The sequence below is a fragment of the Amycolatopsis sp. NPDC114484 genome (genome assembly GCF_055633755.1).
The window spans coordinates 23,881-44,939 of record NZ_JBVKDQ010000024.1; the positions used below are offsets into that span (position 1 = coordinate 23,881).

Sequence of the window (21,059 nt, forward strand, 5' to 3'; positions counted from 1 at the left end):
TGCCCGTGAACGGCGCGTTACAACTCGGCGTCCTGCGGTTAAGGCCCGGTGGCGAGCCGGGCGTGGCAGGAGTCACCGTTCGGTGGGTTTCGCCGGGACCGGCGACCCAATACCGTCGCTGGATAGCCGTGATTCGACACCCTCACCAGGGGTAACGGAGGTTGGGCCGGATGACACCGGAGATCGACGAGGCGGTCGTGCGGCTGCCTGGCATGCGGGTGGCCTACGACGGTGCGCCGTTTGACGAGTCGGCGCTCGCGGCAACGTGGCATGAACAGCTGGAGAGCTGGCTGAGCCAAGCGGTTTCCGAAGCGCTCGCGGAGCCCAACGCGATGGTGCTCGCGACCGCCGACGCCGAAGGCAGGCCTTCTTCGCGCACGGTGCTGTGCAAGGGCTTCGACGAACGCGGAGTGGTTTTCTACACGAACTACACGTCGTCGAAGAGCCACGACCTCACGGCCACGCGCTACGCGTCGGCCACCTTCCCCTGGTACCCGCTGCACCGCCAGGTCACGGTCCGCGGCGAGGTCGAAAAGGTCAGCGCGGACGAGACGGCCGCCTACTGGGCCCAGCGCCCGCGCGGTTCGCAGCTCGGGGCGTGGGCGTCGCCGCAGTCGCGAGTGGTCGAGGGACGGCGCGCGCTGGACAACGCCCTGCGCAACATCGAACGCCGCTTCGCCGACGTCGAGCACATCCCCGCCCCGCCGCACTGGGGAGGCTGGCGCATCCGGCCGGACTTCGTCGAGTTCTGGCAGGGTCGCGAGGACCGGCTGCACGACCGCCTCCGCTTCCACCGCACCCACGACGGCTGGCACGTGGAGCGGTTGGCTCCCTGATCTGCCGGTTGTTCTCAGACGCCGCTTCCGGGCTTTGGCCTGGGGGCGGCGTTTCGTTTCGCCGGGCGGGTCCACAACGCGAAGTCCGTGAGGGCCACCTTGAGGGAATCTGATTCCCTCAAGGTGGCCCTCACGGACTTCTCCGCGACGAGACCCGTGCACCAAACGCCACGTGGGGCGCTTCGGCCTCCGCCAAGTCGCTCTTCAGCGCGGCTCCGGCCGTCAACAAACGGCCATCCCGCCAGCCTGCGGGGAAAATCACCTGCGCCAGCTTCGTTAGCGCAACTAAGCTGATAGCTCGTGACTTCAGAACCGGGGATACGCCCGCCCCGTACCGGGGCCCGCAAGCTCCTCGGCCGGATCGTCGTCGACACCCGTCCGCTCAAGATCCCGGCTTTTCGGCGGCTGTGGATGTCCACCGCGGTCACCGCGGTCGGGTCGCAGCTCACCGCCGTCGCGGTGCCGAAGCAGGTCTTCGATATCACCGGATCGTCCGGTTACGTCGGATTGACCGGTGCGGTCGCGCTCGTCCCGCTGCTCGTGTTCGGGCTTTGGGGCGGGGCGATCGCCGACGCCGTCGACCGGCGGAAGCTGCTGCTCGTCACCAACGTCGGCGTCGCGGTCACCTCCGCGCTGCTGTGGCTCCAGGCGTTCGCCGGGATGCATTCGGTGTGGCTCGTGCTCGGGCTGCTCGCCGCGAACCAGGCGTTCTTCGCGATCAACATGCCCACGCGCGGCGCGGTCGTCGCGCGGCTCGTTCCCGCCTCGCTCTTGCCGTCGGCGAACGCGCTCAACACCACGATGGCCACGTTCGGCGCGGTGTTCGGACCGCTGTTCGGCGGGGCGCTGATCCCGGTGATCGGTCTGTCCACTTTGTACTTGGTGGACGTCTGCGCCTTGGCGATCACGTTGATCGCGGTGTGGCGGCTGCCCTCGATCCCGCCGCTCGGCGAGGGCGCGCGCAAGGCGGGGCTCGGTTCGGTCATCGACGGATTCCGTTATCTGGCCAAGCAAAAAGTGCTGCTGGCGTCGTTCGTCGTGGACATTATCGCGATGGTCGCCGGCATGCCGCGCGCGTTGATCCCGGAGATGGCCGAGCGGACGTTCGGCGACCCGCCCGGCGGCGGTCCGGCGCTCGGCATGCTCTACGCCGCGCTGCCCGCGGGCGCGATGCTCATCGGGTTGTTCTCCGGCTGGCTGCACCGGGTGCGGCGGCAGGGGGCCGCGGTCGTCATCGCTATCTGCTGCTGGGGCGCGGCGATGGCGGCGTTCGGGCTCGCGCATTCGCTGTGGCTGGCGCTGGTGTTCATCGCGCTCGGCGGCGCGGCGGACATGGTCAGTTCGGTGTACCGGCAGGCGATCCTGCAGACCGCCACCACCGACGAGATGCGCGGACGGCTCCAGGGCGTGTTCACCGTGGTCGTCGCGGGCGGGCCGCGGATCGCCGACCTCACGCACGGCTGGTCCGCCGCGGCGTGGGGCACCAAGATCGCGGCGACCGGCGGCGGCCTGCTGGTGATCGTGCTGACGGTGGCCTCGCTGGCCGTTCTTCCTGGGTTCTGGCGGTATCGGGCGCCGGTGGAGGAGGACCACTGACGCTCGCGTTACTCCGATCGGAATAGCATGCCCGATATGCGTGCATACCCGATCGCTTTGCTGATCTCCGCCGCCGCTGTCCTCACCGCCTGTTCCGGCGAGCAGAAGGCCGCCGCGCCGCCGCCCGCAACCAAGGCCCCGTCCTCCCAGCCCGCCTCGTCCGCGCCCGCCGGCAAGGCGGCGGACACCTGCGCTCTGCTGCCGTCCGACGACGTCAGCAAGGCGATCAAGATCCCGAACATCACGTCGAAGGCCGGGCCCGCCCACGACAATCCGAGCAACGGCGGCAAGGCCACGAGCTGCGAATACGTCGTCGAAGGCAAGACCGCCGGCGCGCTCGCGGTGACCCGTTACGAGGGCCGCAAGGCCAAGCCCGCGGACATGATCGCCGCGATCAAGAAGGCCAAGCCGGGCGCGGTCGACGTGGCGGGCTTCCCGGACGGCGCCGTCTTCTACACCGACGAGCAGAAGACCGCGACGCTCGCCGCGGCCAAGGTGTCCAACGGGGTTCCGGTGCTGGTCAACTACACCGGACCGGTCAAGATGACCAAGGAAATGATGACCCCGCTCGTGCACACGGCGGTCGCCAAGGCCTGATCGGCCGACTTCCCGTTCAAGCCCGGACAAGGCACACTAATCGCCCATGACGGACGTGAGCGAGGGCACTTCCAAGGTCGCCGAGCCGGCGTTGCTGCGGGTCATGGGCCCGAAGCTGCTGCTGTTCTTCGTGGTCGGCGACATCATCGGCACCGGCGTGTACGCGCTGACCGGGCAGGTCGCCGGACGCGTCGGCGGTGCGTTGTGGCTGCCGTTCCTGCTGGCGTTCGTGGTCGCGTTCATGACCGCGTTCAGCTATCTCGAACTGGTCGGCAAGTACCCGCGCGCGGCCGGCGCGGCGCTGTATACGAACAAGGCGTTCGGTGTGCCGTTCCTGACCTTCATGGTCGCGTTCGCGGTGATGTGCTCCGGGATCACCTCGGCGTCGTCGGCGGCCGTCGCGTTCGGCGCGACCTATCTCGCGGCGTTCGTGAAGCTGCCGACGGTGCTGGTCGGCATCGCGTTCGTGGTGATGCTGGCGTTGATCAACTTCCGCGGCATCGGCGAATCGGTGAAGGCCAACGTCGTCCTCACCTGCATCGAACTGTCCGGCTTGCTGATCATTATCGGCGTCGGCGTGTGGGCGGTGCTGAACGGCGACGGCGAACCGTCCCGGCTCGTCGAGATCGACACCGCGGACAAGACGTGGCTGGTCGCCATCTCCTCGGCGACGTCACTCGCGTTCTTCGCGATGGTGGGCTTCGAGGACTCGGTGAACATGGCCGAGGAATGCCATGATCCAGTGCGGATTTTCCCGCGCGCGATGCTGTGGGGCATGGTCATCGCCGCGACGATCTACGTGCTGGTCTCGGTGACGTCGTCGCTGCTGGTCCCGGCGGCTGAACTGGCTGGCGCGAAAAGCGACGCGTTGTTGAAGGTGCTCGACGTCGGCGCGCCGGGCTTCCCGCGCGAAATCTTCTCCGCCATCGGCCTGTTCGCGGTGATCAATTCCGCCTTGATCAACATGTTGATGGCCAGCCGGCTGCTGTACGGCCTCTCGAACGAGCGTGTGCTGCCGCCGGTTTTCGGCCGCGTGCACCCGACTCGCCGGACGCCCTGGGTTTCGATCATTTTCACCAGCGTCATCGCTATCGGCCTGGTGTCCTTTGTGGACATCAGTGCGCTCGGCGGCACGACCGCGTTGCTGCTGCTCGTGGTGTTCGCCATCGTCAACATCGCGCTTCTGGTGCTGCGCAAGGACAAAGTGCCGCACAAGCATTTCCGGGTGCCGACGGTGCTGCCAGTGCTGGCCGCGGTGTTCTGCCTCTATCTGGTCAGTCCGCTGTCCGGCCGCCCGGCGCAGGACTACCAGGTGGCTGGCATCCTGCTCGCCGTGGGCGTCCTGTTGTGGGTGGTGAACCTCCTGGTGAAGCGGATGCTCAGTGGTGCGTCATCGCGGCCTGGAGCCACCAGGCGCTGAACCCGGCGATTTTCGCGTCGACTACTAGCGGACGGTCGAGCCCGGCGGCGACCCGGGTGGCCACCTCGTCGAGGTCCTCCTTGGCTCGGACGGTGACCGCATCGCAGCCATAGCCGCGGGCGATGGCGGCGATATCGGTGTCGGGGAAGGTGACCGTGTCGGCCGGATGTCCGCCGGGTTCGAAGAAGTACACCTCGGCACCGTAGGCGTGGTCGTTGTAGACCACGATCAGCATCGGCAGCTTCAGCCGTACGACGGTCTCCAGTTCGGCGATGCTCATCAGGAACCCGCCGTCGCCGCACGCCGCGACCGGGAAGCGGTCCGGCTGGGCGAGCGCCGCGCCGATCGCGGTCGCCAGTCCGAGGCCGATCGACTGGAACGCCTGGGTGAAGCAGAAGCCGTTCTCGTCGGGGACGTCGAGGTACATCGTGGGGTAGCCCATGAAGTTCCCCGAATCGACGCCGACGACCCGGTTGGCCGGGATGAGTCCGTCCAGTGCGACGGACAGGGTGCGCGGGTCGATGACGTCGGCGGTCCCGGCGTCGTCGTGTTCGTTGTCGCGCCAACGGATTTCCCGGCTGATTCGGGCCTGAAGCTCGTCGCTTCGATATCCATTGTGGACACTGAGCTGTTCGGCCACCGCCAGCGCGGTACCGGCGACATCGCCAACGATGCCGAGATCGACCGGCCGATTGCGGCCCAGCGCGGTGGATTCCAGGTCGACCTGCACGAGAGTCGTTTCCGGAGAGAGCAGCCGTCCGTGTGCGGTGGTCCAGTCGTTGAGCGCGGAGCCCCAGCCGACGACGACGTCCGCACCCTGGATGAGTTCGGTCGTCAGCGGTGAAGAAAACCCGCCGGACACCCCGATCGCCCACGGCTCGCCAGCGAACAGTCCTTTCGCGACCGCACCTTCGGCGAGCAGTGCGCCACAACGGTCGGCCAGCGCGACCAGTTCCGCCCGCGCTGCCCGGGAACCGCGTCCACAAAGGAATACCGGCCGCTGGGCCTGCTGCAGAATTGAAGCGAGCGCCTTCACTTCCGCCGCAGCGGCGCGCGGCTGCGGCAGCGGTTCGATAGCGGTAAGACCATCGAGAAGGCTTTCCTCGAAAGGCTCGGCCTGCACGTCCAGCGGGAGTCGCAAAAGGACAGTCCGCCGGTCGCGCCGGGCTTGAGTGAACGCGCGCCGTACGTCAGCCAGCGCGGTTTTCGCGGACCGCACCAGGATGCTGCTCGCTCCCACGGACCGGGCGAGCGCGTCCTGGTCGATGTGAAAGTTCGACAGCGGATCCGTCGCCTCGCCGGTCACGACGACCAGCGGCGTCCGGCTCTTCGCCGCCTCCCCGAGTCCGGTGGTCGCGTTGCCCAGCCCGCAACCCTGGTGCACCGACACCGCCGCGACCTCGCCGCTGCACCGCGCGTAGGCGTCGGCCATCGTGGTCGCGCCGCCCTCGTGCCGGGCCGCGACGAACTCGGCCCCGCCCTGGATCAGGCCGTTGGTGAAGTGGAAATTTCCGCTCCCGACAACGCCGAACGCCTTGCGTACGCCGAATCGGGCCAACGCGATCCCGGCGGCTTGGGCGACGTTCACGCCTGACCTCCCGGCACCACCGCGAGCACCCGCGCCGGACTGCCGGTCCCGCCGACGATCGGCAGCGGGCAGACCACGACGAGCGCACCGGCCGGCGGCAGCGAGCCGAGATTCTGCAACGAGGTGATGCCGTACTTGTCCGCGCCGAGCAGGTGGTGGTGTGCGGGCATCGGCGGGTCGAGCGCGAAGCCGTTCCCGGCGTCGATGCCGACGGTTTCCACGCCGTAGCCAGCGATCGGCGTTTCCTCGGCGAGCCATTTCGCCGCCGCGGCTGAGATGCCGGGGGTGTGGCTGGCCCCGTCGGAGAAGTTGAGGAACGCGTCGCGGTCTTGCGCGTACTGGTCCCACCCGGAGTGCACGAGCAGCCAGCCGCCCGCGCGCAACGGACCGTGCTCGGCTTCCCACGCTCGGATGTCGTCGATCTCCAGCAGGAAGTCCGGATCGTCGGCGACGCGCGCGGAGACGTCGAGGACGTGCGCGGGCCCGATCAGCCTGCCCACCGGCAGCTCCGAAACGTCGGCGCCGTCGCGGTTGGAGATCCAGTGCCGCGGCGCGTCGAGGTGGGTGCCGATGTGCTCGCCGGTGTGGATGTTGTTGTGCCGCCACAACGGTCCGGAATCGTCGAACTCGCTGACCGGCTCGAGACTGAAGTCGATCAGGTTCGCGAACGGCTCGGGCAGCCGCAGGGTCGGGGTGGCGGCGCTGAGCTTGTTGGTGAGGTCGACGACCTCCAGCCGGCCCTCGGCCAGCTGGGTCAGGAGCTGGTCGACCGCGGTTTCGGCGGGGCTGCTCATCGGTGCGTCCTCTCGGTCGCGGGGCGCGCTATTGCGGATCCTTGACGGTCGTTGACAGCGCGGAAGGCCATATCTACAGTACCGGTTTCAGCAGCACTGACGGAATAGCTGCCGAAGATCAGCCAGGGTGAACACGGGAGCCTCGACCAGGGCTTCCGGTGTCGCAAGGCCGCCGGGACGGAGCATCGACGCACGGTGCTCGCGCCGTTACGGTGGCGAACGGACCGGTCTCGCCCGCCAGTTACGGAACGGAGTGTCGTGACCGACCAGCCCAGCCCAGTCGCTTTCCGGGCGCATTTCCCCGCCTTCGCCGACTCGGTGCACCTCGCGAGCTGCAGCCAGGGCGCGCTCTCGGACGCGCTGACCGCGGAGCTTTTCGAGTTCCAGCACACGATCCGCGAGCACGGGGCGCCGTGGGACAAGTGGATGGTGAAGGTCGCCGAGGCCCGGGCATTGTTCGCTCAGCTGATCGGCGCGGACGCGGATGACATCGCCGTCGTGCCCTCCGCTTCCGAAGGGGCGTATCAGGTCGCGTCCACGCAGGCGTGGGCGGAGCGGCCGGGAATCGTCACGACCGACCTGGAATTCCCGTCGCTGGGCCATGTTTGGCTGGCGCAGCAGGGCCGCGGCGCGGACGTCCAGTTCGTCGCCCACCACGACGGCCTGGTCGATACCGAGGATTACGCCGCGCTCATCACCGAGCGAACGCAGCTGGTGTCCGTCCCGTTGGTCAGTTACGCCAACGGTTTGCGGTTCCCGGTGCGCGAAGTCGCCGCGCTGGCTAGGAAAAACGGTGCCAGAAGCTTTGTCGACGCCTACCAGGGTCTGGGTGTCGAGCCGGTCGACGTCGCCGAACTCGGCTGCGACTATCTCGTCAGCGGAAGCCTGAAATATCTGCTCGGCATCTCCGGGATCGCCTTCCTTTATGTACGGCCAGGCTTGCGCGACGCGGTTTCCCCGCCGCTGACCGGCTGGTTCGGCCGCACGAACCCGTTCGAATTCGATCCGCGGCACCTCGACTATCCCGAGCACGCCCGCCGATTCGAGACCGGGACGCCGTCGATCCCGTCCGCGTACGGCGCGGTCGCCGGGCTGAAGCTGGTGCACCAGGTGGACGCGCGCCGGGTGCGTGCCCACATCAGCGGGTTGACCGGGCAGCTGCAGCAGCGGCTGCTCGACGCTGGGGAACAGCTCCGGTCCCCGCTGGACGACGCGCGGCGCGGTCCGCTCGTCGCCTTGGCCGACCGGGATCCCGACGCGCTGGCGGCGTTCCTCGCCGGGCGGCGGATCGTGTGCAGTGCCCGCGGCGACGTGCTGCGGATGTCCTTGCACTACTACAACGTCGAGTCCGACCTCGACGCCGTCGTCGCGGCGATCGCCGAGTACCGGGCGAGCCAGTAGGGAGCAGACATGGCCGAGTCCCCGTCCCCGAACCGGTTGCAGCGGAGGCTGCGCGGCAGGCAGTTGACCATGATCGGAATCGGCGGGGCCATCGGCACCGGCCTTTTCCTCGGATCGAGCCTGGCGATCTCGCACGCGGGGCCGGCCGTGGTGCTCGCATACGTCCTTTGTGGACTGGTGGCGCTGACGATTTCCTGGGCGCTGGCCGAGATGGTGGTGGTGCATCCGGCCGCGGGCGCGTTCGGCAGTATCGCGCAGAAGTATCTCGGCGCGGGCAGCGGGTTCGTGGTGCGCTGGGCGTATTGGGCCATGCAAGTGATCGCGATCGGCGGGGAGACGATCGCGGCCGGCGTGTACGTCCAGTTCTGGTGGCCGCAGATTCCGCTGTGGGTGCCGGTCGCGGTGTTTTCGCTGCTGGTGATCGTCGTCAACGGCGCGGCGGTGCACATTTTCGGCGAGTTCGAGTACTGGTTCGCGATGATCAAGGTCTGCGCGATCCTGGTGTTCGTCGCGCTCGGCCTGATCCTCGTGTTCTTCGGCCTGCCGAAGGCGCCCGCTCCCGGTCTCACGAATCTCAGCGCGGGCGGCGGATTCCTGCCGAACGGCGTGTCCGGGCTGTTGCTGGCCATGGTGTTCGTGCTGTTCAGCTACATCGGCACCGAGGTGGTTTCGGTGACCGCGGCCGAATCCGAGAACCCGACCCGCGACATCCCGCGCGCGGCCCGGGCGATGGTGGTGCGGCTGGCGATCTTCTACGTCGCCGCGATGCTCATCGTTGTGTTGGTGGTGCCGTGGACAGTGACCGGCGAGGGCGGATCTATTACGGCCAGCCCGTTTGTCCGAGTCTTCCAATCCGCTGGGGTTCCGGCGGCGGCGACGATCATGAACTTCGTGGTCCTGACCGCCGCGTTGTCCAGCGCGAACACCAACCTTTACCTCACCACGCGGATGCTGCATTCCCTTGCCGAGCACCGATTCGCTCCGTCCTGGGCGGGACGGCTGACCAGGTCCGGAGTGCCGCGCAACGCACTCGTACTGTCCACCGCGGGCTTGGTGATCGCGACCATCCTGTCCAAGAATTCCGATTCAGGCGCGTATCTCGTGCTGTTCGGCATTTCGATCTTCGCCGCGCTCGTCGTGTGGATGATCATTCTGGTGACCCATATGGCGTTCCGGATCCGGCGTCGCCGCGCCGGGCTGCCGCCGTCGCCGGTGCGGTTGTGGGGCGCGCCGGTCGTGAACGTCGTGGTGATCGCTTTCCTTGCCACCGTGCTGATTTCGACGTTCTGGATCGAAGGTCTCGACCCGGCGTGGAAGTTCGGGATTCCGTTCTTCGTCCTGCTGGTGGTGGCTTATCTGGTGCTGAGGGCGACCGGGCGCACGAAGCAGGCCGTCGAAGCGGAATTGGAAGACTCTACGTTGGTCGAGGTGCGTGAAGAGGCGTAATCACGGCGTCAGGTGGGCGGCGAGTTCGGCCGCCGCCTCCTGTACCCGCGCCGCGAAATCCGCGTCCTCGGGCTGCTCCGACCATCGCTCGAACGCGGTTTGGAACACTGCGACGCCGACCTGGGCGAGCATCTTCGCGCTCGCTTCGGTCGCACCGCGTTCCTGCAGCGCGCCGACGAGTGCTGCGGTTATGGCGGCTAGTTTCGTGCGCTCGCGTTCCTGCAACTCCGGGCTGGACGCGATGACCGCGCGTCGTTGCGCGGCAGACGAAACCAGGCCAGCGAACAGATCGCCAGCGTCGACCAGTGCGGCCAATAGCGCTTGAAACGGCGGAAGCGCGGGGTCGGCGCGGCGGACAGCGTCGGCCATCGCGTCCGGCAGCTGCTCCGACCCGGCGAACAGCACGTCGCGTTTGTCCGCGAAGTACCGCGAGAACGTGCGGCGGGTCAGTCCGGCGCGCTCGGTGATCTGCGTGACCGTGGCGTTCTCATAGCCGTGCTCGGCGAACAGCTCCAGCGCGGCCGCGCGGAGCCGCTCTTTGGCTTCTGGATCCCAGCGCGGCATGTCGAGATTCTAGCAGTGATGACTCAATGGGACATCACTGCTACTGTTGATGTCTCACTGAGTCATCAACTTGAGAGGACCGATCATGTCTTTGGTTGACCAGCGGGTCGTCGTCATCGGCGGCAGCTCGGGCATGGGATTGGCGACCGCGCGGGCCGCGGCGGAGGCGGGCGCGTCCGTCACGATCGCGTCGAGCAGCAAGGAACGGCTGGACGCCGCGCTCGCCGAATTACCGGATACCTGCGAAGGATTCGTCGCCGACGTACGCGACGACGCGAACGTCGCGGCCCTGTTCGAGCACGTCGGAGAGCTGGACCATCTCGTGTACACCGCGGGTGACGCGCTCGATCAGCGGCCGTTGGCGGACCTGTCGCTCGAAGCGGCCAGGAGCCGGTCCGACGTCCGCTACTGGGGCGTGGTCGCCGCGGTCAAGCACGCCGCGCCCCGGTTCCGGCCGGGCGGTTCGATCGTGCTGACGTCCGGGATCATCGGCGTCCGCCCGATGCCCGGCGCGGCGCTCGCGGCCGCTTCGATCGGCGCGATCGAGGGATTGGCCCGTGGCCTGGCCGTCGAGCTGGCCCCGCTCCGCGTCAACACGGTTCGGCCGGGCCCGATCCGCACGCCGATGTGGGACGGCCTCCCGCAACCTCAGCTGGACGCGATGGTCGCCGCGTTCACCGAACGGACGCTGACCAAGGCGGTCGGCAAGGCCGAGCAGATCGCGGCGACGAATGTGTACTTGATGGAGAACGGTTTCGTCACCGGCGAAGTGATCACTGTGGACGGAGGGTTCGTGCTTACCGGAAGCTGACCTGTTCTCCCGGCTTGAGCAGATGCAGCCGGTCCGCGAGCCCAGCCTGGGTGAAAGCCGGTTCGAGGGTGTCCGGACCTTGGGTGAAATGAGCCCAATGCTCGAAGTGCAGCGGGACGACCTGACGCGCGTTGAGGATCCGGGCCGCCTCCGCTGCATCCTCGCTCGGCAGCGTGAGGTACGCGTCGCCGACCAGCGGCGTCTGAGCCCCGCCCGCGAACAGGACGGCGATGTCGATCCGATCGAAGCGCTCGGCGATCTGCCGCACGACGTCGAGAGAAGCGTTGTCGCCGCTGATGTAAACCGTTGGCTGGCCGTCGCTTTCGAGCACGAAACCAGTGACTTCGCCGACGAGATGCTCGCTGCCGTCCGGCCCGTGCTGCGCGGGAACTCCGGTGACGCGGACGCCGCCGAGGTCGTAGGACTCCCAGTTGGCCAGCGCGCGAACGGGGTCGCCGATCCGTTCCCTCGCCGAGGCGGTGGACAGGACCAGCGGGGCGTCGAGGGCGTATTTTCGCCCCGCTGCGTCCAGGTTGTCCGGGTGCTGGTCGTGGGAAAGCAGCACCGCGTCCACCTCGCCGACTTCCGCCGCGGTGACCGCCGGGCCGACGGTTTTCGCCAGCTTGCGGGTGCCGATCGGGTAGTCGCCGGGGGCGTCGAAGGTGGGGTCGGTGAGCAGGCGGTTCTCGCCGTACTCGATGAGGGCGGTCGGGCCGCCGACGTACCGGATGCGCGTCATGCGAGTACTCAACTCGGGGAGGGCTGCGAGGTATTCCGGCGCAGTGCCTGGAATTCGACCGGGCTGTGCGCGCTGAACACCGAGACCTCGTCCTGCTTCTCGCGGGCGAGGGTCTGCAGCCGGGCGAGGTTGGCGCGGCGAGCGGATCCGTCCATCTGATTGATCGCCTCGAACACGCGCATGCCGGGCGGGCAGTGCGGGCTCACCGGGGCGACTTCGCCGTGGAAGAAGTACGCGTCGCCGGCGTGCAGGAGCCAGCCGTCGCCGGTGTCGACCGCGACGCCGGAGTGACCGTGCGTGTGGCCGGGCAGCGGAACGAGCAGGATCTCCGGCGGCAGACCGCGCAACGGCTGCACCGCGTCGAAGCCGAACCACTTTTCGCCGGCCTCGTCGTACGTGCTCCACAGTGGACTGTGCGCGAATTGCTCGGCGCGGTAACGCGTTTTCTCCGGGAAGCTCTTCGGATTGTCCGCGGCTCGCCGCTCGGTGGTGCGGACATGCACGGTGGCGTCCGGGAAATCGGCCAGGCCGCCGGCGTGGTCGACGTCGAGGTGAGTCATCACGATGTGCCGGACGTCGGAGGGGTCGTGGCCGAGCGCGCGGATCTGTGCCACGGAAGTCTCTTCCATGGTCGGCTTCGCGCCGACCATCGTCATGAACGGACCGCCGAGCCAGCGGCGCGATTCGGTGACGCCACGGGTGCCGAAGCCGGTGTCGACCAGCACGAGCGAGTCGGCGGTCTCCACGAGCAGGCAATGCGCCACGATGGTGCTGCGCCGCAGCATTCCGGGGCGGCCGTCGAGCGCCTTGCCGCCGAGCGGGCGCATCGTGCCGCAGTTGAGGTGGTGCACCTTCATACCGTGCTCCTCTCGCTGAGCCGGACGAAATCGGTCAGGTCGTGCGAGGCGAATACGGTCACCTCGTCGGCGTGGTCCCGGCGCAGCTCGCGCAACCGGCGCTGGTTCTCGCGCCGCGGCCCGGGCAGCGTCTGGACCCGCCGTTCGAACATAGCCAATCCTGGCGGGCAATAGGAGTCGGCGTCGATCTCCTGGTGGAAGAAATACGAGTCGCCCGCGTTGAGCACCCAGCCGGACCCGGTGTCGACGGCCACCCCGGCGTGGCCGACGGTGTGCCCGGCGAGCGGCACGAGCGCGACGCCCTCGACTCCGTCCAGTTCGCGGACCGCGTCGAGACCGAACCAGCTGTCGCCAGCGTCCGAATAGGACTTCCACTGTGGACCGTGACGGAACTGGACGTCGCGGTAGCGCGGATTTCCGGCGCGGTAGGCGTCGAGTTCCTTGCCGTAGACGTGCACGCGGGCCTGCGGGAAGTCGACGAGGCCGCCAGCGTGGTCGAGGTCGAGGTGGGTGAGGACGATGTCGCGGACGTCGGCCGGGTCGAAACCCAGCGCGCGGATGCGGCTCAGCGCGGTCTCGCTTTCGTCCGTCATCGGGTTCGACGTCCGCAGGAAGCGCGGGCCGAGCCAGCGTGCGGCATCGGTGACGATGGGCGAACCCATCCCGGTTTCGATGAGGGTCAGTCCGGTGCCGGTTTCCACCAGCATGCAGTGGCACACGAGGGTGGCGCGGCGCAGCAGACCGGGTTTTCCGTCGACCAGCCTGCCGCCGATCGGACGCATGGTGCCGCAGTTGAAGTGGTGTACCCGCATTAGGCGAACTCCCGTTCGACAGTGGTGTGCAGATGGGCGGCGACGGCTTGCAGCGGCGCGGTATCCCGCCGAGTGCGCGCGAGCAGCAGTGCGCCTTCGATCGCGGACAACACGACCGTCGCCAGGGAGGCGGCGCGGTCCTCGGGCAAACCGTGCTCGGTGAAGTAAGCGGAAATATCGTGCAGCCAGCCTTCGTAACCCTGGTCGCAGGCGGCGCGGATCAGGTCGCTGCTCGTCGCCTCCAACGCGACTGTCGCGATTGGACAGCCGTGGCGAAAGTCTGATTCGGACAGTCCGGTGGCTAGCGCGGTCACGATGAGGTCGATGGCGGTGGCCGGATCCGGTGCGCTGGAAGCGATTTCGCGGAACGCTTCGGCCAGCCGTTCGCCGGAAAGCTGTACCGCTTCGGCGGCCAGCTGTTCCTTGCCGCCGGGGAAATGGAAGTACAGCGAGCCCTTCGGGGCCCGGCTTTCGGACACGAGCTGGGTCATCCCGGTGGCGTGGTAGCCCTGGGTGCGAAACAGCTCGGCCGCCGATTCGAGCATCCGCCGGCGGGTGTCAGTGCGGTTGACCATGTGCCCACCGTAGCTCAAACTATGACGACCGGTCTAGTTAGTTTCGAGGCCTGCCCGCTCGGCGCGGCCGATCGGTAATCTCAGCGCCATGGCGAACCCCACCGGAGAGCAGTTCGAGATCACCCGCGGCAACGCGCGCGCCGTCATCACCGAGATCGGTGCCGGACTGCGCGCGTTCGAGATCAGCGGAGTGCCGTATGTCGAGACGTTCGCCGAGGACGAGAAGCCGCCGAAGGGGCTCGGCCAGGTCCTGCTGCCGTGGCCGAACCGGACCAAGGGCGGCAAGTGGGAGTTCGAGGGCGAAGAGCAGCAGCTGGAGATCACCGAGGAAGCGCGCGGCAACGCCATCCACGGCCTGACCCGGCACCTGGAATGGGAGCTGCTGGAGCACGCCGAAACGTCGATCACGCTCGCCATCGACGTCGAGGCGCAGCCCGGCTGGCCGGTCCCGCTGCGCGCGACGATCACCTACGACCTGCAGCCGCGGGAACTCGTCATCACGCACGAGATCCGCAACGAGGGGGAGAAGCCGATCGGCGTGGGCGTCGGGACCCACCCGTACTTCCGGATCGGCGACGCGCCCACCGACGAACTGACCCTCACGCTGCCCGCCACGCGCGTGCGGCCGTACGAGGGCGATCAGCAGATGCCGTACGCGGACGAGCAGGACGTCGAGGGCACCGAATACGACTTCCGTCAGGGCAAGCTGCTTGAGGGCGTCGACCTGGACACCGCGTTCGGCGGGCTGGAGCTGGCCGCCGACGGCACCCACCACTACGTGCTGTCCCACGGCGACCGTCAGCTGGTGGTCTGGACCGGCCCGGACTTCCGCTGGGCGCAGGTGTTCACGCCGGACGACCTGACCGGTCGCGGCCGCGCGGTGGCGATCGAGCCGATGACCTGCCCGGCGGACGCGCTCAACACCCGCACCGACCTGATCGAACTGGAGCCGGCCACGTCGTGGACGGGCAGCTGGGGAATCCGGGTCCCGTGAAACTCGAGCTGCTGACCGACGTCGCCGCGGGCGAGTTGCTGACCCTGCAGCAGGCCGCGTACCTCACCGAGGCGCGGGCGCACCAGAACTTCGACCTGCCGCCGTTGCTGGACACCCTCGACCACGTGCGCGCGGCCATCGCCGACCCGTCGATCACGGTCTGGGGTTTCCGCGACGGTGGCCGGTTGGTGGCGAGCGTGCGGATGCGAGTGGACGGTCCGGTCGGCGAGATCGGCCGGCTCGTCGTGGCACCGGATCGCCAAGGCGAGGGACTCGGTACCGCGCTGCTGGCGGCCGCGGAGGAGGCGACCCCGGCGGAGGTGACGGTCTTCCGGCTGTTCACCGGCGAACGTTCGGCCGGACCGCTCTATTTGTACCGAAAGCTCGGTTACCGCGAGACGCATCGGTCGCCGGAAGCGGACTATCAGTTGGTGCACCTGGAAAAACCCCGGATGCGCGAACCCGGGTGAGTTCGTTAGCGTGTCAAACTATGGCTTACAAGGCGATTGTCGGGGGCTATGTGGTCCCCGTCGGCGCCGCTCCGATCGAGGGCGGCACTGTGCTCATCGAAGACGGCCGGATCACCCACGTCGGGGCTGAGGCCGACGTCGAGGTTCCGGAGGACGCGGAGCTGGTGGACGCGTCCGGCAGCTGGGTCCTGCCGGGATTCATCGACGCGCACGCGCACCTCGGCGTGCACGAGGACGGCGAGGGCTGGGCGGGCAACGACACCAACGAAATGACCGACCCGAACGGCGCGCGCTTCCGCGCGGTCGACGGGATCGACCCGTACGAGCCGGGTTTCGACGACGCGCTGGCCGGCGGCGTCACGAGCGTGGTGATCAAGCCGGGGTCGGGAAACCCGATCGGCGGGCAGACCATCGGCGTGAAGACGTGGGGCCGGTCCATTCTGGACATGATCTTCGCCGAGCACGTGAGCGTGAAGAGCGCGCTGGGCGAGAACCCGAAAAGGGTTTACGGCGAGAAGAAGGTCACGCCCTCGACGAGGCTCGGCGTCGCCGCGATCCTGCGCGAGGCGTTCACGAAGGCGCGCAACTACCAGGCGAAGCGCGACCACGCGCTGGCCGAGGGCAAGCCGTTCGAAACGGACCTGACCAACGAAACGCTGGCGAAGGTCCTGGACGGCGAGCTGTACTGGGACCAGCACGTGCACCGCGCCGACGACATGGTGACCGCGATCCGGCTGGCCGACGAGTTCGGCTACAAACTGGTGATCAACCACGGCACCGAAGGCCATTTGATCGCGGACCTGCTGGCCGAACGCGACGTCCCGGTGATCCTCGGCCCGCTGTTCACCACGAAGTCCAAGGTGGAACTGCGCAACCGATCCCTGCGCTCGGCGGGAATCCTCGCGCGGGCCGGGGTCCGTATTTCCATCACCACTGATCACCCGGTCGTTCCGATCAACTTCCTGGTGTACCAAGCCGCGTTGGCGGTGAAGGACGGTCTCGACCCGGAGACCGCGCTGAAGGCACTGACGCTGCACCCGGCGCAGATGCTCGGCCTGGACGACCGGGTCGGCACGCTGAAGCCCGGCCTGGACGCGGACGTGGTGCTGTGGTCGGGCGACCCGCTGGACGTGATGAACCGCGCGATGCGGGTGTTCGTGCGGGGCCAGGAGGTCTACCACTTCGACGAGACGACCGGCGAGGGCGTGTCGGCGGATCGGCGGTACCGGGAAGCTCGCTGAACGCTGGGTCGAGGCGGCCCGGGCGGCCGCCTCAATCGAGCAACGCGGTGAGGTCGATTTCCGCGGGGAATGGCTCGGCAGTGCGGAATTTCCCGGTGATGGCCGGGGCGTCCTGGTAACCGAGTTCCCCGGCCTGGTGGCAGGCGACGAGCGAGACCGGATCGTCGAGGTCGAGGATCCAGTAGAAGGGGATTCCGGCGTCGGCGTACTCGTCGTGTTTGGCGGTGTAGTCGGTGCGCTTCGAATCCGGCGTCGCGACTTCGACCACCAAGACGAGGTCCTCGGCGCGAAGGATGTCTTCTTCGCGAGTCCGGGCAATCACGGCCGACGTGGTGACCAGGAGATCGGGGCATCGGGAGAAACCCGGTGCCCCGTCCGGTGCGAGACCCAGATCGATATCGACTCGCGGCACCACGCAGAATTCGTCCGACAGCTGATCGTGCAGTTGGAAAGCGAGCTCGTACGTAGCGCGGTTGTGCCGTGCTCCCGGTGACGGCGAGAAGACCAGACGGCCTTCCACGAGTTCGGTGAATCCCGGCTCGACCTCGCCGAGCGCGAGGTATTCCTTGATCGAGAGCAGTTGCCGAGGCAGTGTCCTGGTGTCCATGCCGCTCACGGTAAGCGAGGGGTACGACACTTTCCGCCAACGTGGTCCGCCAGGAACGTCCGCACCCCCCGCGGCGCACCCCCGGTAACCGCAGCGAAATCCCCGCTCAGCCAGGTCCCGTCCCCCTGTGCCAGCAACGAGAAAACCTGCGCGTTCGACCCCGCCTCCGGCACCCCGTTCGACTCCATCGCCGCGCGATGCTCCTCAGCCGAGATCCGCCGATACTCCACCGGCCGCCCCGTCGCGGGCGTCGATCATCCCGATCCGGCCGTCGCCCGCGGAGTTCGAAAAGCCGCCAGTCGCCGTGATCTCCGGCGCGAGGCTCAGCAGATTCTGCATAAAGAAGTTGGGCGCGAGCAGCGTGTACCCCATCCCCGAAGCCTTGAGGTGCGCATCGATCCGCGCGTGCTCCCGCCGCCGGGCGACGGGCGTGCCGTACCCCGTGCGCGACCGCGCGATCAAGGACCGCGATCTGCGCCGCCAGCGCGCTCCGAGCAGCCGAACAGGCTGCTCGCTGCCGGTATCGCTTGCGAAGAAGGCACCTCGACGATCTATAGGTACCCAATGCATACCAAGTATGCGAAAGCCTGTTCACCGAACTGCGCCGCGGCGTCGAGGGAGTGACGCAGAAATCGCTTACCCAGGCGCTGCGCAACCTCGAACGCGACGGGTTGGTCACCCGCACGATCTACCCGGCGATCCCGCCGCGCGTGGAGTACGCGCTCACCGGCCTCGGCCTGGGGATCGGCACGTCGACCGGCGCGATCGCCGACTGGTCGAAAGCCAACGCGGGCCGCGTCCACACGGCCCGCGAGGCCTACGACAACCGACGGGACTAGGCGTTCTTCAGCGAACGCGCGATCACCATCCGCTGAATCTGGTTCGTCCCCTCGAAGATCTGCGGCACCTTCGCCTCCCGCATGTACCTCTCCACCGGGAAGTCCCGCGTGTACCCCGCGCCGCCGAGCACCTGCACCGCGTCCGTCGTCACCTTCATCGCGCCGTCCGTCGCCACCAGCTTCGCGATCGACGACTGCCGCTGGAAGTCCAGTCCGCGGTCGCGACGCCGAGCAGCGTCCAGATAAGTCGCACGAGCCGATTCGACCGTCGCCGCCATGTCGGCCAGCAGGAACTCCATCCCCTGGAAATCCACGATCGGACGCCCGAACTGCGTGCGCCCCTTCGCGTACTCCACGGCCTCGTCCAGCGCCGCCTGCGCCAGGCCCACCGCGCACGCGGCGATCCCGAGCCGGCCGGAACTGAGTGACGCCAGCGCGATCTTCAGTCCCGCGCCCTCGCCGCCGATGAGGCGATCGGCGGGCACCCGGGCGTCCTCGAACAGCATCTGCGCCGTCGGCGAGCCGGTGAGGCCCATCTTCCGCTCGCGCGGAGCCGCCGAGAGGCCTGGAGTCGACGAGTCGACCAGGAGGCACGAGATGCCGTGCCCGCCGTCGTCGCTCGTGCGGACCATCGTCGTGTAGAAGTCCGCGACTCCGGCGTGGGTGATCCACGCTTTCGTGCCATTGACGACGTACTGGTCCTCGGAAAGCCGCGCACGAGTCGACAGCGCGGCCGCGTCCGAGCCCGCCTGCGTTTCCGACAGGGCGTACGCGCCGAGCAGCGAGCCGCCCAGCATGTCCGGCAGCCAGCGGTCCTGCTGCTCTTCCGTGCCGTAGTTCGCGAGCGCGTAGCAGGACATCGTGTGCACCGACAGTCCGACGCCGACACTCATCCAGGCGGCGGCGATCTCCTCCAGCGCCTGCAGGTAGACCTCGTACGGCAGCTCGGCCCCGCCCCAGCGCTCCGAGTACGGCAGGCCCAGCAGGCCGGACTTGCCCATCAGGGTGAACAGGTCGCGCGGGAACTTCTCGGCTTCCTCGTCGGCCGCGGCACGCGGTTTCAGCTCGTCACGGGCGATTTCCGTGACGAGCGCGAGCAGGTCTTCTGATTCCGGCGTCGGCAGCAGACGGTCGACCGGCATGGCTTCCTCCCAGACATTGGTACTGAAAACAGTACTAACGGCCGATTGAGAGTACCGTATGCGGAGCGGGACTGTCCCTGATCGATAGGAGATAGTGACGTGATGTCCACCCCTGAAGCCCGTCGCCGGCCCACCGCGCGGCAGCAAGCTCTGCTGCGCGAGCTTGAGGCGTTGTTCCTGGCGGAGGGCTTCGCCGGTTTCACACTCGACGATCTGGCCGCCCGGCTCCGCTGCTCGAAGTCGACGCTGTACGCGCTCGCGCCGAGCAAGGAGCAGCTCGCGGTCAAGGTCGTCGCGCACTTCTTCCGCGACGCCGCCGAACGCCTGGAGAAGCGGATCGCGGGCATCGACGACGCGCGCGAGCTGATCGGCGAGTACCTCTCCGGAGTCTCCGAGCACCTGAACCGGGCGTCGCCGGAGTTCATGGCCGATATCGCCGCGTTCGCCCCCGCCCGCGACACCTATCAGCTCAACAGCCGCGCCGCCGCGCGCCGGATCCGCGCGTTCATCGACAAGGGCGTCGCCGACGGGGTGTTCCGCGACGTGCACGCCCGGCTCGTGGCCGAAATGACCGGACTGATCATCGAGGGCATTCAGACCGGCGTGCTCGGCCGCCGCACCGACGTGTCCGACGCGGAAGCGTTCACCGCGCTCGGCGAACTTCTGCTCGGCGGCCTCGACAAGAACTGATTCGTCCGCATCGGGACAGGAATTGTCAGCGCCGGTTCCTCTACACTCGCCGCTTGTGATCGTGGTGGGTGGAGAGGCGCTGGTCGACCTCGTTCCGGGTGAACCGCTGGATTCCACTGTGGACGGTGGACTGCGCGCGCTGCTGCCGAGACTCGGCGGCGGTCCGTACAACGTCGCGCTGGCCGCTGGCAGGCTCGGCGTGCCCGCGTCGTTCCTGTCCCGGGTTTCCACTGACCGGTTCGGCGTCGCGTTGGTGGATCGCCTTTCCGCTTCGAACGTCGACACTTCGTTGCTGCAGCGAAGCAACGAGCCGACGACGCTCGCCGTCGTCGCGCTCGACGAACGCGGTGCCGCGGAATACACCTTTTACGTCGAGGGAACCGCCGATCGGCTGGTCTCCGATCCTGGTGCGCTGCCGGAAGAAACCACCGCGCTGTCGCTCGGAACGCTCGGCATGGTGCTGGAACCCGGCGCGAGCGCGTACGAACGAATTCTGCGCCGCGAATCCGCGCGTGGGACGCTGACGGTGCTCGACCCGAACATCCGGGAGGCGCTCATCGCCGACCCGGCGGCCTATCGCGCGCGCTTCGCCTCGTGGCTGCCCGACGTCCGGCTGCTGAAAATCTCCGACGACGACGCCGCGTGGCTCGCCGAAGGGGCCGACCCGGTGGCCGCCGCGAAGTCGTGGGTGGAGTCCGGTGTGGACGCCGTCGTGCTCACCCGGGGCGCGGATGGCTTGTCTGTGATCACTTCGGCTGGTGAGCTGGCCCACGTCGCGTCCCGTGAGGTCGAGGTGGCCGACACGATCGGCGCCGGCGACACCGTGCAGGGCGCGTTGCTGGCCTGGCTGCACGAGCGCACCGTGCGCGACCTGGCTTCACTCGACGCCGACGCGTGGACCGAAGCGCTTGCTTATGCGGCGAAAGCGGCGTCGATCACGGTTTCCCGCAGCGGAGCGGAGCCGCCGACCGCGGCGGATATGGCGGCCACCGTGTGAACCTGGTCCCAATGGGGCCTTTTGGGGCAACGCAGCGAGTGCG

At 68.2% G+C, this 21,059-nt stretch carries 23 protein-coding genes; 13 read left to right on the forward strand and 10 right to left on the reverse strand.

Annotated elements, in window-relative coordinates; genetic code table 11:
* Positions 1-170: 170 nt before the first annotated feature.
* The 4 genes from pdxH (at position 171) to ACZ7SW_RS38065 (ending at position 4,449) form a co-directional block, all read left to right on the forward strand.
* The gene (gene pdxH / locus ACZ7SW_RS38050) at positions 171-836 is read left to right on the forward strand and encodes a pyridoxamine 5'-phosphate oxidase (RefSeq protein ID WP_470235206.1); all 666 of its coding nucleotides are present in this window, start codon (positions 171-173) and stop codon (positions 834-836) included.
* Positions 837-1,136: 300 nt separating this feature from the next.
* A complete protein-coding gene (locus ACZ7SW_RS38055) occupies positions 1,137-2,432 on the forward strand; it encodes an MFS transporter (RefSeq protein WP_470235207.1) in 1,296 nt (431 codons plus the stop codon).
* Positions 2,433-2,468: 36 nt separating this feature from the next.
* On the forward strand, positions 2,469-3,029 hold the full coding sequence (locus ACZ7SW_RS38060) for a DUF3558 family protein (RefSeq protein WP_470235208.1): 561 nt from the start codon (positions 2,469-2,471) through the stop codon (positions 3,027-3,029).
* Positions 3,030-3,075: 46 nt separating this feature from the next.
* A complete protein-coding gene (locus tag ACZ7SW_RS38065; protein ID WP_470235209.1) occupies positions 3,076-4,449 on the forward strand; it encodes an APC family permease in 1,374 nt (457 codons plus the stop codon).
* Here ACZ7SW_RS38065 and ACZ7SW_RS38070 read toward each other — a convergent pair.
* Together ACZ7SW_RS38070 and ACZ7SW_RS38075 are read right to left on the reverse strand one after the other, a co-directional pair.
* A complete protein-coding gene (locus ACZ7SW_RS38070) occupies positions 4,409-6,037 on the reverse strand; it encodes a thiamine pyrophosphate-binding protein (RefSeq protein ID WP_470235210.1) in 1,629 nt (542 codons plus the stop codon). The genes ACZ7SW_RS38065 and ACZ7SW_RS38070 overlap by 41 nt on opposite strands.
* Positions 6,034-6,831, reverse strand: a complete 798-nt coding sequence (locus ACZ7SW_RS38075; protein ID WP_470235211.1) for a cyclase family protein — start codon at positions 6,829-6,831, stop codon at positions 6,034-6,036. The genes ACZ7SW_RS38070 and ACZ7SW_RS38075 overlap by 4 nt, the downstream gene beginning before the upstream one ends.
* 258 nt (positions 6,832-7,089) lie before the next feature.
* Between ACZ7SW_RS38075 and ACZ7SW_RS38080 the strand changes: the two genes are divergently transcribed.
* Together ACZ7SW_RS38080 and ACZ7SW_RS38085 are read left to right on the forward strand one after the other, a co-directional pair.
* Positions 7,090-8,232 carry an aminotransferase class V-fold PLP-dependent enzyme gene (locus ACZ7SW_RS38080; RefSeq protein WP_470235212.1) on the forward strand — a complete coding sequence of 381 codons (1,143 nt, stop codon included), beginning with the start codon at positions 7,090-7,092 and terminating at the stop codon, positions 8,230-8,232.
* 9 nt (positions 8,233-8,241) lie between these two features.
* Positions 8,242-9,678 carry an amino acid permease gene (locus tag ACZ7SW_RS38085; RefSeq protein ID WP_470235213.1) on the forward strand — a complete coding sequence of 479 codons (1,437 nt, stop codon included), beginning with the start codon at positions 8,242-8,244 and terminating at the stop codon, positions 9,676-9,678.
* Here the strand turns inward: ACZ7SW_RS38085 and ACZ7SW_RS38090 are convergent, their stop codons facing one another.
* Positions 9,679-10,242: a TetR family transcriptional regulator gene (locus ACZ7SW_RS38090; RefSeq protein WP_470235214.1), complete on the reverse strand. Its 564-nt coding sequence runs from the start codon at positions 10,240-10,242 to the stop codon at positions 9,679-9,681. It lies immediately after the preceding gene.
* A gap of 85 nt (positions 10,243-10,327) precedes the next feature.
* Between ACZ7SW_RS38090 and ACZ7SW_RS38095 the strand changes: the two genes are divergently transcribed.
* The gene (locus tag ACZ7SW_RS38095) at positions 10,328-11,053 is read left to right on the forward strand and encodes an SDR family oxidoreductase (protein WP_470235215.1); all 726 of its coding nucleotides are present in this window, start codon (positions 10,328-10,330) and stop codon (positions 11,051-11,053) included.
* Here the strand turns inward: ACZ7SW_RS38095 and ACZ7SW_RS38100 are convergent.
* From ACZ7SW_RS38100 to ACZ7SW_RS38115, 4 genes are read right to left on the reverse strand one after another with little or no spacing between them, the layout of a single operon-like run.
* Entirely contained in the window at positions 11,040-11,792 is a 753-nt protein-coding gene (locus ACZ7SW_RS38100) for an MBL fold metallo-hydrolase (RefSeq protein WP_470235216.1), read from the reverse strand. The genes ACZ7SW_RS38095 and ACZ7SW_RS38100 overlap by 14 nt on opposite strands.
* 8 nt (positions 11,793-11,800) lie before the next feature.
* A complete protein-coding gene (locus ACZ7SW_RS38105; RefSeq protein WP_470235217.1) occupies positions 11,801-12,649 on the reverse strand; it encodes an MBL fold metallo-hydrolase in 849 nt (282 codons plus the stop codon).
* A complete protein-coding gene (locus ACZ7SW_RS38110; protein WP_470235218.1) occupies positions 12,646-13,461 on the reverse strand; it encodes an MBL fold metallo-hydrolase in 816 nt (271 codons plus the stop codon). Before ACZ7SW_RS38110 ends, ACZ7SW_RS38105 begins: the two co-directional genes overlap by 4 nt.
* Positions 13,461-14,036 (reverse strand): TetR/AcrR family transcriptional regulator, encoded by a 576-nt coding sequence (locus ACZ7SW_RS38115; protein ID WP_470235219.1) that lies wholly within the window; start codon positions 14,034-14,036, stop codon positions 13,461-13,463. Before ACZ7SW_RS38115 ends, ACZ7SW_RS38110 begins: the two co-directional genes overlap by 1 nt.
* Before the next feature lie 88 nt (positions 14,037-14,124).
* Between ACZ7SW_RS38115 and ACZ7SW_RS38120 the strand changes: the two genes are divergently transcribed.
* From ACZ7SW_RS38120 to ACZ7SW_RS38130, 3 genes are read left to right on the forward strand one after another with little or no spacing between them, the layout of a single operon-like run.
* Positions 14,125-15,030 (forward strand): aldose 1-epimerase family protein, encoded by a 906-nt coding sequence (locus tag ACZ7SW_RS38120; RefSeq protein ID WP_470235220.1) that lies wholly within the window; start codon positions 14,125-14,127, stop codon positions 15,028-15,030.
* Entirely contained in the window at positions 14,997-15,500 is a 504-nt protein-coding gene (locus tag ACZ7SW_RS38125; RefSeq protein ID WP_470235221.1) for a GNAT family N-acetyltransferase, read from the forward strand. Before ACZ7SW_RS38120 ends, ACZ7SW_RS38125 begins: the two co-directional genes overlap by 34 nt.
* A gap of 20 nt (positions 15,501-15,520) precedes the next feature.
* Positions 15,521-16,741: an amidohydrolase gene (locus ACZ7SW_RS38130; protein ID WP_470235222.1), complete on the forward strand. Its 1,221-nt coding sequence runs from the start codon at positions 15,521-15,523 to the stop codon at positions 16,739-16,741.
* A gap of 31 nt (positions 16,742-16,772) precedes the next feature.
* Here ACZ7SW_RS38130 and ACZ7SW_RS38135 read toward each other — a convergent pair whose 3' ends face one another.
* On the reverse strand, positions 16,773-17,348 hold the full coding sequence (locus tag ACZ7SW_RS38135) for a Uma2 family endonuclease (RefSeq protein ID WP_470235223.1): 576 nt from the start codon (positions 17,346-17,348) through the stop codon (positions 16,773-16,775).
* Positions 17,349-17,552: 204 nt separating this feature from the next.
* A complete protein-coding gene (locus ACZ7SW_RS38140) occupies positions 17,553-17,810 on the reverse strand; it encodes a hypothetical protein (RefSeq protein ID WP_470235224.1) in 258 nt (85 codons plus the stop codon).
* A gap of 158 nt (positions 17,811-17,968) precedes the next feature.
* Here ACZ7SW_RS38140 and ACZ7SW_RS38145 point away from each other — a divergent pair, with 158 nt between their 5' ends.
* Positions 17,969-18,187, forward strand: a complete 219-nt coding sequence (locus ACZ7SW_RS38145; RefSeq protein ID WP_470235225.1) for a winged helix-turn-helix transcriptional regulator — start codon at positions 17,969-17,971, stop codon at positions 18,185-18,187.
* Here ACZ7SW_RS38145 and ACZ7SW_RS38150 read toward each other — a convergent pair.
* On the reverse strand, positions 18,184-19,329 hold the full coding sequence (locus tag ACZ7SW_RS38150) for an acyl-CoA dehydrogenase family protein (protein WP_470235226.1): 1,146 nt from the start codon (positions 19,327-19,329) through the stop codon (positions 18,184-18,186). The two genes, ACZ7SW_RS38145 and ACZ7SW_RS38150, sit on opposite strands and share 4 nt — an antisense overlap.
* A gap of 102 nt (positions 19,330-19,431) precedes the next feature.
* Here ACZ7SW_RS38150 and ACZ7SW_RS38155 point away from each other — a divergent pair, with 102 nt between their 5' ends.
* Together ACZ7SW_RS38155 and ACZ7SW_RS38160 are read left to right on the forward strand one after the other, a co-directional pair.
* On the forward strand, positions 19,432-20,019 hold the full coding sequence (locus ACZ7SW_RS38155) for a TetR/AcrR family transcriptional regulator (protein WP_037369544.1): 588 nt from the start codon (positions 19,432-19,434) through the stop codon (positions 20,017-20,019).
* A gap of 55 nt (positions 20,020-20,074) precedes the next feature.
* A complete protein-coding gene (locus ACZ7SW_RS38160; protein WP_470235227.1) occupies positions 20,075-21,016 on the forward strand; it encodes a carbohydrate kinase family protein in 942 nt (313 codons plus the stop codon).
* Positions 21,017-21,059 lie beyond the last annotated feature (43 nt).

Bases quoted from the DNA above. Each gene is read 5' to 3' on its own strand.
- pdxH (WP_470235206.1), top strand. From the start codon at position 171: ATGACACCGGAGATCGACGAGGCGGTCGTGCGGCTGCCTGGCATGCGG.
- ACZ7SW_RS38135 (WP_470235223.1), bottom strand. From the start codon at position 17,348: ATGGACACCAGGACACTGCCTCGGCAACTGCTCTCGATCAAGGAATAC.
- ACZ7SW_RS38100 (WP_470235216.1), bottom strand. From the start codon at position 11,792: ATGACGCGCATCCGGTACGTCGGCGGCCCGACCGCCCTCATCGAGTAC.
- ACZ7SW_RS38110 (WP_470235218.1), bottom strand. From the start codon at position 13,461: ATGCGGGTACACCACTTCAACTGCGGCACCATGCGTCCGATCGGCGGC.
- ACZ7SW_RS38105 (WP_470235217.1), bottom strand. From the start codon at position 12,649: ATGAAGGTGCACCACCTCAACTGCGGCACGATGCGCCCGCTCGGCGGC.
- ACZ7SW_RS38060 (WP_470235208.1), top strand. From the start codon at position 2,469: ATGCGTGCATACCCGATCGCTTTGCTGATCTCCGCCGCCGCTGTCCTC.
- ACZ7SW_RS38090 (WP_470235214.1), bottom strand. From the start codon at position 10,242: ATGCCGCGCTGGGATCCAGAAGCCAAAGAGCGGCTCCGCGCGGCCGCG.
- ACZ7SW_RS38150 (WP_470235226.1), bottom strand. From the start codon at position 19,329: ATGCCGGTCGACCGTCTGCTGCCGACGCCGGAATCAGAAGACCTGCTC.
- ACZ7SW_RS38120 (WP_470235220.1), top strand. From the start codon at position 14,125: ATGGCGAACCCCACCGGAGAGCAGTTCGAGATCACCCGCGGCAACGCG.
- ACZ7SW_RS38115 (WP_470235219.1), bottom strand. From the start codon at position 14,036: ATGGTCAACCGCACTGACACCCGCCGGCGGATGCTCGAATCGGCGGCC.
- ACZ7SW_RS38075 (WP_470235211.1), bottom strand. From the start codon at position 6,831: ATGAGCAGCCCCGCCGAAACCGCGGTCGACCAGCTCCTGACCCAGCTG.
- ACZ7SW_RS38085 (WP_470235213.1), top strand. From the start codon at position 8,242: ATGGCCGAGTCCCCGTCCCCGAACCGGTTGCAGCGGAGGCTGCGCGGC.
- ACZ7SW_RS38130 (WP_470235222.1), top strand. From the start codon at position 15,521: ATGGCTTACAAGGCGATTGTCGGGGGCTATGTGGTCCCCGTCGGCGCC.
- ACZ7SW_RS38155 (WP_037369544.1), top strand. From the start codon at position 19,432: ATGTCCACCCCTGAAGCCCGTCGCCGGCCCACCGCGCGGCAGCAAGCT.
- ACZ7SW_RS38095 (WP_470235215.1), top strand. From the start codon at position 10,328: ATGTCTTTGGTTGACCAGCGGGTCGTCGTCATCGGCGGCAGCTCGGGC.
- ACZ7SW_RS38065 (WP_470235209.1), top strand. From the start codon at position 3,076: ATGACGGACGTGAGCGAGGGCACTTCCAAGGTCGCCGAGCCGGCGTTG.